Consider the following 8,979-nt stretch of genomic DNA (forward strand, 5'->3'; position numbering starts at 1 on the left):
CCTCTATAAATTAATCCTCTACCCAAAGTAGATCGCTCATAATGCCGTCTGAAATAAAAATGCCCTCTTTCGATAAGAACAGAGTATTATCCCTGATCTCCAGTTTACCTGAATCGAGATAGGTTTGTGCGTTTTCAAGACAATATTGCTTGAACTCTGTACCAAATTCTTCCTCAAGACGATTTAAGGACAATCCCCACATGGTGCGAAGCGATGTAATTACAAAATCATTGTATCGGGTAGTAACGTTCAGTTCTTCTATTTCAAAATCAGGAATTCCCTTTTCTATTCCGGCTATATATTTGTCGAGTGATGAAACATTCCATTGACGGGTACTTCCATTAAAAGAGTGTGCGGAAGGTCCGCATCCCAGATATTTTTTGCCTGTCCAGTAGCTTGAGTTGTGTTGCGAATACATATCCGGTTTACAGAAGTTGGAAATTTCGTAATGCTGAAATCCGGCTTTAGTAAGTCGGTCTATCATCAATGCAAAGAAGTCAACACTAGATTCTTCATCCACTTCTTCAACTTTATGCTTTTGTAGCATTTCATAAAGAGGCGTTCCTTCTTCGTATATTAAATGATACGCTGAAATATGTTCCACGTTAAGGTTGACAGCTTGCTCCAGATCTGCTTCCCAACTCTCCGGAGTTTCTCCCGGCAAACCGTACATCAGGTCAATACTTATATTCTGAAATCCGGCCATTCGGCATTCCTTTACAGCACTTATAGCTTGTTCGGCAGTATGTCGCCGCTTTAGCAACCGCAAAGTCTGTTCATTAAATGTTTGTATGCCAATACTTATGCGGTTAAAAGGAAGAGATGACAGCATTTTTATATATTCCGGAGTCAGATCGTCTGGGTTGGCTTCAAGCGTAATCTCTTCGCAGTTCCCCAGATTGTATTCTCTCTCAATTGTTTCAAATATCTTTTCAAAATTTTCTTTAGATAATTGAGAAGGAGTGCCTCCTCCGAAATAGATTGTCTCAACCGGCTCGTTATCCAAATAAGATTTCCGAAGTTCTAATTCCCTGCAAAGTGCCGAAACATAACGGTCGGCCATTTCACTCCTTGTGGTGGAATAAAAATCGCAGTATATGCAGCGGGTTTTGCAAAAAGGAATATGTAAGTAGATGCCGGCCATATTTATTAATTTTTCTGAATGCAAAAATAAGGCTTATTTGCTAAAATAACGATATTGTAAGACCTTTTAAATTTCTAAAACTAAATACTTAAGGAATTATTAACCAGGGTTAGACTATTTATAAGACTTATATTATTAAAAAGGTCTACTGCTTATGCAAATAAACACTAGAGCTTAATCTTAAAAAGAGTAGACCTTATTGATAAATAGTCTAATTGTTGTTTTTAAGCACTAGTTATAAATATATTTAACCTTAAGGTTGTGTTGCACAACATTGTTCTCTAACACGGCTAAATAATTGTTTTAGAAAATTTTAATTTATAATTTGCGCACAAGTAAAAAGGTATGCGTTAAACATATCCGAGTTAATAATTTAAATCTTATATATTATGAAAGTATATCAGACTAATGAAATTAAGAACATAGCCTTGTTAGGTAGTTCTGGCTCTGGGAAAACCACTCTCGTTGAAGCGATGCTATTCGAGAGTGGTATTATAAAACGTAGAGGAAGCATCGCCGCAAAAAACACAGTTAGCGATTACTTTCCTGTAGAACAGGAATATGGCTATTCTGTGTTTTCTACTGTTTTCCATACCGAATGGAACGGGAAAAAATTGAATATGATTGATTGTCCCGGTTCAGACGATTTTGTTGGCGGAGCTGTTACAGCTTTGAATGTTACAGATACTGCAATTATTTTAATAAACGGTCAGTATGGCGTTGAAGTTGGTACCCAAAACCATTTCCGTTATACTGAAAAATTTGAAAAACCTGTAATCTTCCTCGTTAATCAGCTTGATAATGATAAGTGTGATTACGACAATGTTCTTGAACAATTAAAAGATGCCTACGGTCCTAAAGTAGTGCCAATTCAATATCCTTTATCCTGCGGTCCGGGTTTCAACTCTCTGATTGATGTGCTTTTGATGAAAAAATATACGTGGCCCCCTGAAGGTGGTGCGCCTACAATAGAAGAAATTCCGGCTGAGGAGATGGATAAGGCAATGGAAATGCATAAAGCATTGGTTGAAGCAGCTGCCGAAAATGATGAAAGCCTGATGGAGAAATTCTTCGAAAAGGAAACTTTGGAACCCGACGAAATGCGTTTAGGTATTCGTGAAGGATTAGTAACACGCGGTATTTTCCCTGTTTTCTGTGTTTGCGCCGGAAAAGATATGGGCGTTCGCCGATTGATGGAATTCCTTGGTAACGTAGTACCTTACGTTTCTGATATGCCTAAAGTAACCAATACGGAAGGAAAAGAAATTGCACCGGATGTTAACGGACCTACTTCTCTCTACTTCTTTAAAACAAGTGTGGAACCACATATTGGCGAAGTTTCTTACTTCAAAGTGATGAGTGGAAAAGTGAAAGAAGGGGATGACCTGACTAATGCCGACAGAGGTTCTAAGGAACGTATTGCTCAGATGTTTGTTGTTGCCGGTGCTAACCGTATAAAGGTTGAAGAACTTCAGGCTGGTGATATCGGTGCTACCGTGAAACTGAAAGATGTGAAGACTGGCAATACATTGAATGGAAGGGATTGCGATAATAAATTTAACTTCATAAAATACCCTAACTCAAGATATACCCGAGCTATAAAACCGTTGAATGAAGCCGATACCGAGAAAATGATGAGTATCCTAAACCGTATGCGTGAGGAAGATCCTACATGGGTTATCGAACAGTCAAAAGAGTTGAGGCAGACTCTGGTTCATGGTCAGGGGGAATTCCACCTTCGTACACTGAAATGGCGTTTGGAGAATAATGAAAAACTAATGATTAAATACGAGGAACCTCGGATTCCTTATCGTGAAACTATCACTAAAGCAGCACGTGCCGATTATCGACATAAGAAACAATCTGGTGGTGCCGGACAATTTGGTGAAGTGCATCTTATTATTGAGCCTTACAAAGAAGGAATGCCTGTGCCAGATACTTATAAGTTTAATGGACAGGAATTTAAAATCTCAGTAAAAGGAACTGAAGAAGTGGCATTGGAATGGGGTGGCAAATTAGTGTTCATTAACAGTATTGTGGGTGGATCTATCGATACTCGTTTTATGCCTGCTATCTTAAAAGGAATCATGTCCAGAATGGAGCAGGGACCGCTTACCGGATCTTATGCACGTGATGTTCGTGTTATTGTTTACGACGGTAAAATGCACCCGGTAGACTCTAATGAAATTTCCTTTATGCTTGCCGGTCGAAATGCTTTCAGTGAAGCGTTTAAAAATGCAGGACCAAAGATTCTTGAGCCTATTTACGATGTGGAAGTATTTGTTCCGAGTGACAAGATGGGTGATGTAATGGGCGATTTGCAAGGACGCCGTGCCATGATTATGGGTATGAGCAGTGAAAAGGGATTTGAAAAGCTGGTTGCGAAAGTTCCACTGAAAGAAATGTCCTCTTATTCAACTTCGCTTAGTTCTCTTACTGGCGGCCGGGCTTCATTTATTATGAAATTTGCTAGTTATGAGCTTGTTCCGAGCGATGTTCAGGATAAGTTAATCAAAGATCATGAAGCAAAACAAGTGAAAGAAGAATAAAACAGATTCAATATTAAAAGGATTAAAGTCGTCGTTTATACATATATTCGGCGACTTTTTTTTAACAATGATTGATAAATTCATCTTTTTTATAGTAAAATACTTAATTTTATATTATTTTTGCAACTAAACAAGCACTAATATTGTTGTAATATACAAAATATTAATTAAAATGTGCTGTTCGGTTAATTATAGACAACACTCCGTTAAAACAGGTTAATCCGCTTTGAGTGTTAATTTAGGGATGTTAAATTTGTTGTATGAAAAAATCAACAATCTGGATATTAGGTATTGTGATGGGGCTTTCTTTTCTTAGCTTACTTTACCTTCAGGTAAGCTATATCGAAGAGATGGTCAAAATGCGTAACGAACAATTTGATGAATCGGTAAAAAGAAGTTTGTATCAGGTTTCTAAGAATTTGGAATACGACGAAACTCTGAGATATCTCGAAAAAGATGTGGCTGAGACAGAGCGTGTTGCTCTAAGTTCTCAGGCTGTTCCACAGTCGGTTGCTGTTGAAAATGATAAAGAAGTAGAGGCACATCATTATGATATATCTTCTCCTTCTTCGGATTTTGAATTGAAAACAACGATGACAAAGCCTTCAGGGTTGCCTAAGGCAATGATCTCAAGAAAGCATGGAGAAAATAATATACTTCAAACGTCAAAGTCGCTGCAGGAAGCTATAAAAAACAGATACCTGCATCAAAGAGTTCTGCTGGATGAAGTAGTATTGAATATTCTCTATAAGTCAAGTGATAAAGCATTAAGTGAACGTGTTAATTTCAAAAACCTGGATGGGTATCTGAAATCCGAGTTTGTTAATAACGGAATTGATATTCCTTATCACTTTACGGTTACAGATAAAGATGGGCGAGAGGCATACAGATGTCCCGATTATGAAGATGTAGGAAGTGAGAATTCGTATACGCAAATTCTTTTTCCTAACGATCCACCGTCAAGAATTAGTTTTGTGAAGGTACATTTTCCTTCAAGGCAGGATTATATTTTTGATTCCATTAGCTTTATGCTTCCATCTTTAGCATTTACATTGGTATTGCTTATCACATTTATCTTTACCATTTATATTGCTTTCAGACAGAAGAAGCTGACAGAGATGAAGAATGATTTTATCAACAATATGACTCATGAGTTTAAAACGCCTATATCGACAATTTCTCTTGCTGCTCAAATGTTGAAAGATCCGGCAGTGGGTAAATCTCCGCAAATGTTCCAGCATATATCGGGCGTGATAAATGATGAAACAAAACGGTTGAGGTTCCAGGTTGAAAAGGTGCTTCAGATGTCAATGTTCGAACGTCAGAAGGCAACGCTGAAGATGAAAGAGGTTGATGCAAACGATTTGATTTCGGGAGTTATTAACACCTTTACCCTAAAGGTAGAGAAATATAACGGAAAGATCACCGCTGATTTAAAAGCTGAAGATCCTAATATATTTGTGGATGAGATGCATTTTACAAATGTGATCTTTAATTTGATGGATAATGCTGTGAAATATAAGAAGCCGGAAGATGATTTGTTGCTTACAGTAACCACCTGGAACGAACCGGGTAAGTTATGTGTTTCTATTGCAGATAATGGTATCGGGATAAGGAAAGAAGATCTGAAAAAGATATTTGATAAATTCTATCGTGTTCATACCGGTAACTTGCACGATGTAAAAGGATTTGGACTGGGATTAGCTTATGTAAAAAAAATAATTCAGGATCACAAGGGAACCATACGGATTGAAAGTGAACCTGGAGTGGGAAGTAAATTTATAATTGTATTACCTTTACTAAATAATTAATAATATGGACGAGAAAATGCGTATTTTATTATGCGAAGATGATGAGAATCTTGGCATGCTTTTGAGAGAATATTTGCAAGCTAAAGGATATTCTGCAGAGCTATATCCTGATGGGGAGGCTGGTTATAAGGCATTTTTGAAGAATAAGTATGATTTATGCGTATTTGATGTTATGATGCCTAAGAAAGATGGATTTACTTTGGCACAAGAAGTTCGTGCTGCCAACGCTGAAATTCCTATTATATTCTTAACAGCAAAAACACTCAAAGATGATATACTTGAAGGCTTCAAAATAGGAGCTGACGACTATTTGACCAAACCATTCAGTATGGAAGAACTTACTTTCAGAATTGAAGCAATCCTGAGAAGAGTAAGAGGTAAAAAGAATAAAGAAAGTAATGTTTATAAGATTGGTAAGTTTATTTTTGATACACAAAAACAAATCTTATCTATTGATGGCAAACAGACTAAGCTAACAACAAAGGAATCAGAATTACTTGGTCTTCTTTGCGCTCATGCTAACGAGATTTTGCAAAGAGATTTTGCCTTGAAAACAATCTGGATTGATGATAATTATTTCAATGCAAGAAGTATGGATGTATATATCACAAAACTTCGTAAGCATTTGAAGGAAGATGAATCAATTGAGATTATCAATATCCATGGAAAAGGATATAAACTGATTACTCCTGAAGCTGAAGTATAATTAAACAACACATATATTTAAGGAGTTGTCCAGCAAATGGGCAGCTCTTGTTGTTTATTACGGATTCTAAAGTAATTCCCATTAAAAGGATTGTAAGGTAAAAGTAGTGAAGAATAATATTTTTGGTGGGAAATGTTTCTCTGTTAGCACAAAGAAATACATCAATTATTATAATGACGATAGAATCTAACTGAGATTATAACGAAAGAGTCCGGTATTTTACCAGACTCTTTCGTTATAATTTTATTAATCCATATAACTTTTTGGGGTTAGATCATTTTGTATAGCTCCTTTTTATTTTTATATCATATAGAACTAGTCCTTAGTATTATGGAATATGGCACGAAGCACTTCTTGACTTATTTCTAAATCTTTTAGTTGTATACCGTATAACGCTTCTTTTAATGTCAATGCTGCAACCAGCCTTGTTTTTTCTTCTATTTCACGCCCGGTTTTTGTGAGGTGTATAAGGTTTGTCCTACGGTCTTTTTTATCAGATATACGTACCACAAGGTGTTGCTTTTCCATATTGTCGATTAAACGAGTCATGCTTGGCTTGTCCTTAAAGGTTGCATTACACAACTCTTGCTGGGTAACTCCATCTTTTTCCCATAAGAAGATTAGCACAGTCCACTGTTCTGGACTGATATCTAGATTGTTCTGTCTAAAATTACGGGACAATTTCCTGTTTATAGCTGCCGAAACTTTGCCATTTAGTATGGCGAAAATTAGCTGAATATCAAAATTGAATTGTTCTATCATGAAATTATTGTTTAAACAACTTTGCAAATATAATATTCTTATTTTAAAATATAAATGCTGCTAGGTGAAAAAACGATAAAATTAAAAAAGAATTAAAATGGTTTGTGGTTAAGAATTAAATGTTTACCTTTGCACACTCAATAAAAACAAGTATTTATTTTATTAATTAAACGAGTATGAATCAATACGAAACCGTTTTCATTTTAACTCCCGTTTTATCTGATGTTCAGATGAAGGAAGCGGTAGAAAAATTCAAAGCTGTTCTTCAAGCTGAAGGAGCTGAGATTATCAATGAAGAAAATTGGGGACTTAAGAAATTGGCTTACCCAATTCAGAAAAAGTCAACTGGTTTTTATCAGTTAGTAGAATTCAACGCTGAACCTACAGTAGTTGAAAAGTTGGAAATTGCTTTCCGTCGTGATGAAAAAGTTATCCGTTTCTTGACTTTCAGAATGGATAAATATGCTGCTGAATACGCTGCTAAGAGAAGACATGTAAAATTAACAAAAAAGGAGGATTAATCATGGCACAACAAACTCAATCGGAAATCAGATATTTGACTCCACCTTCAGTAGACGTTAAGAAGAAAAAATATTGTCGTTTCAAAAAAAGCGGTATCAGATATATCGACTACAAAGATCCTGAATTCTTGAAAAAATTCTTAAACGAACAAGGAAAGATTCTTCCTCGTCGTATTACTGGTACTTCTTTGAAGTTCCAACGTAGAATTGCACAAGCAGTTAAGAGAGCACGTCACTTGGCGTTATTACCATATGTAACTGACATGATGAAATAATAAGGAGGAATAGTATGGAAATTATATTGAAAGAAGATATCGTAAATTTGGGTTATAAGAACGACATCGTAACTGTTAAAGACGGTTATGGACGTAACTTCCTTATTCCTACAGGAAAAGCAGTTATTGCTACTCCATCGGCTAAGAAAATGTTAGCTGAAGATTTGAAGCAACGTGCACACAAACTAGAGAAAATTAAGAATGACGCAGTAGAACTTGCTGCTAAACTTGAAGGTGTATCTCTTACAATTGCAACTAAAGTTAGCTCTACAGGTACTATTTTCGGTTCTGTTTCTAACATTCAGATTGCAGATGCATTAGCTAAGCTTGGCTTCGAAATTGATAGAAAAACTATCGTTGTTAAGGACGCTGTAAAAGAAGTTGGTTCTTACAAGGCTGTAGTTAAATTACACAAAGAAGTTTCTGTTGAAATTCCTTTTGAAGTAGTTGCTGAATAATAGAATTTTATTCTAAGATATAAAAGAGATCATCTCGTCGAGGTGGTCTCTTTTTTTTGTGCAATGCTGAGTATGATTAGTAGTTAAGAGTACTATGGATTGCTGTGTTGGGTTTGGTGATTAATTATTAGCCAGAAATAAAGATGTTGGCGTGTGATAGGTTAGAAGAAGTTGAGTGATAAATTCTCGATCTGAAAGCTCTGTTTTGTTTTATTCTTATTCTGTTTGAGTGATATAACTTGTTTGTTAATGCAGGACTTCTATGTCCGAGTGATCTCTTTTCTGGTCTTATATTAAGTGTTATTTTGTATTATAGGATTTTATATACTCTTCTTAAGGGGAATTGTATGTGAAGGTTGTAGATGCCTGTCTTTTGAGTTTTTGTGATGTATAGCTGTTGTGAGTGCCATTTTATTTGCGTTCTGATGTTGTTTTATGTGAATTTAATATATCTACCAGGAAAGGATAGTGTTTGCAACTAATAGGCTGTTTAAAGTAAAAATACAGGTGTAATTATGAGGTTTGTTACCTCCTATTTCTCTTGAATAGGATAATAGGTAAATATACCATTTTTTATTTATAGGTTTGAAATGGTATTTGCATAAAACAAGTATTAATCGGATTTTAGAGTTGATCTATTTTCTGGGGGGCGAAATAGGGCTCAGTATAAAAAGTTGTGGGATAAGTGTTAATTCTTTATCTTTGAACAATGAATAAAATGAATTCTCCTAGCATCGCTGAAGTTCTATCATT

Annotated in this window: 7 protein-coding genes and 2 pseudogenes; 7 read left to right on the forward strand and 2 right to left on the reverse strand. The window is 35.8% G+C overall.

The genetic code is table 11. The features are described from left to right. Positions 1 to 10 precede the first annotated feature (10 nt). Positions 11 to 1,144, reverse strand: a complete 1,134-nt coding sequence (gene hemW / locus BUC21_RS13230) for a radical SAM family heme chaperone HemW (protein WP_073403195.1) — start codon at positions 1,142 to 1,144, stop codon at positions 11 to 13. A gap of 389 nt (positions 1,145 to 1,533) precedes the next feature. On the opposite strand from hemW, the gene BUC21_RS13235 reads away from it, so the two are divergent. From BUC21_RS13235 to rprY, 4 genes and pseudogenes are all read left to right on the forward strand, one after another. Continuing rightward, on the forward strand, positions 1,534 to 3,693 hold the full coding sequence (locus tag BUC21_RS13235) for an elongation factor G (protein ID WP_073403197.1): 2,160 nt from the start codon (positions 1,534 to 1,536) through the stop codon (positions 3,691 to 3,693). Between the two features lie 260 nt (positions 3,694 to 3,953). Beyond that, positions 3,954 to 4,178: pseudogene (locus tag BUC21_RS16780) on the forward strand (two-component sensor histidine kinase); the annotation flags it as partial. 84 nt (positions 4,179 to 4,262) lie between these two features. Continuing rightward, positions 4,263 to 5,504, forward strand: a pseudogene (locus BUC21_RS13240) (sensor histidine kinase); the annotation flags it as partial. Between the two features lie 4 nt (positions 5,505 to 5,508). Continuing rightward, positions 5,509 to 6,210 carry a response regulator transcription factor RprY gene (gene rprY, locus BUC21_RS13245; protein ID WP_073403202.1) on the forward strand — a complete coding sequence of 234 codons (702 nt, stop codon included), beginning with the start codon at positions 5,509 to 5,511 and terminating at the stop codon, positions 6,208 to 6,210. Between the two features lie 315 nt (positions 6,211 to 6,525). On the opposite strand, the gene BUC21_RS13250 is transcribed toward rprY, so the two are convergent. Then, on the reverse strand, positions 6,526 to 6,972 hold the full coding sequence (locus tag BUC21_RS13250; protein WP_073403204.1) for a MarR family winged helix-turn-helix transcriptional regulator: 447 nt from the start codon (positions 6,970 to 6,972) through the stop codon (positions 6,526 to 6,528). A 176-nt stretch (positions 6,973 to 7,148) separates the two neighbouring features. Here BUC21_RS13250 and rpsF point away from each other — a divergent pair, with 176 nt between their 5' ends. Genes rpsF through rplI form a run of 3 tightly spaced genes read left to right on the forward strand, consistent with a single transcriptional unit; the run spans position 7,149 to position 8,226 of the window. Further along, positions 7,149 to 7,493 (forward strand): 30S ribosomal protein S6, encoded by a 345-nt coding sequence (rpsF, locus tag BUC21_RS13255; protein ID WP_073403206.1) that lies wholly within the window; start codon positions 7,149 to 7,151, stop codon positions 7,491 to 7,493. Positions 7,494 to 7,495: 2 nt separating this feature from the next. Beyond that, entirely contained in the window at positions 7,496 to 7,768 is a 273-nt protein-coding gene (gene rpsR / locus BUC21_RS13260; RefSeq protein WP_008759740.1) for a 30S ribosomal protein S18, read from the forward strand. A gap of 14 nt (positions 7,769 to 7,782) precedes the next feature. Beyond that, positions 7,783 to 8,226, forward strand: a complete 444-nt coding sequence (gene rplI, locus BUC21_RS13265; protein WP_073403208.1) for a 50S ribosomal protein L9 — start codon at positions 7,783 to 7,785, stop codon at positions 8,224 to 8,226. The last annotated feature ends 753 nt before the right edge of the window (positions 8,227 to 8,979 follow it).

The sequence above is a fragment of the Bacteroides luti genome (assembly GCF_900128905.1).
GTDB lineage: Bacteria > Bacteroidota > Bacteroidia > Bacteroidales > Bacteroidaceae > Bacteroides > Bacteroides luti.

What these genes read in the sequence shown, in the direction of transcription:
- hemW (WP_073403195.1), bottom strand. Translation starts at nt 1,144, where the DNA reads ATGGCCGGCATCTACTTACATATTCCTTTTTGCAAAACCCGCTGCATA.
- rpsF (WP_073403206.1), top strand. Translation starts at nt 7,149, where the DNA reads ATGAATCAATACGAAACCGTTTTCATTTTAACTCCCGTTTTATCTGAT.
- BUC21_RS13235 (WP_073403197.1), top strand. Translation starts at nt 1,534, where the DNA reads ATGAAAGTATATCAGACTAATGAAATTAAGAACATAGCCTTGTTAGGT.
- BUC21_RS13250 (WP_073403204.1), bottom strand. Translation starts at nt 6,972, where the DNA reads ATGATAGAACAATTCAATTTTGATATTCAGCTAATTTTCGCCATACTA.
- rpsR (WP_008759740.1), top strand. Translation starts at nt 7,496, where the DNA reads ATGGCACAACAAACTCAATCGGAAATCAGATATTTGACTCCACCTTCA.
- rplI (WP_073403208.1), top strand. Translation starts at nt 7,783, where the DNA reads ATGGAAATTATATTGAAAGAAGATATCGTAAATTTGGGTTATAAGAAC.
- rprY (WP_073403202.1), top strand. Translation starts at nt 5,509, where the DNA reads ATGGACGAGAAAATGCGTATTTTATTATGCGAAGATGATGAGAATCTT.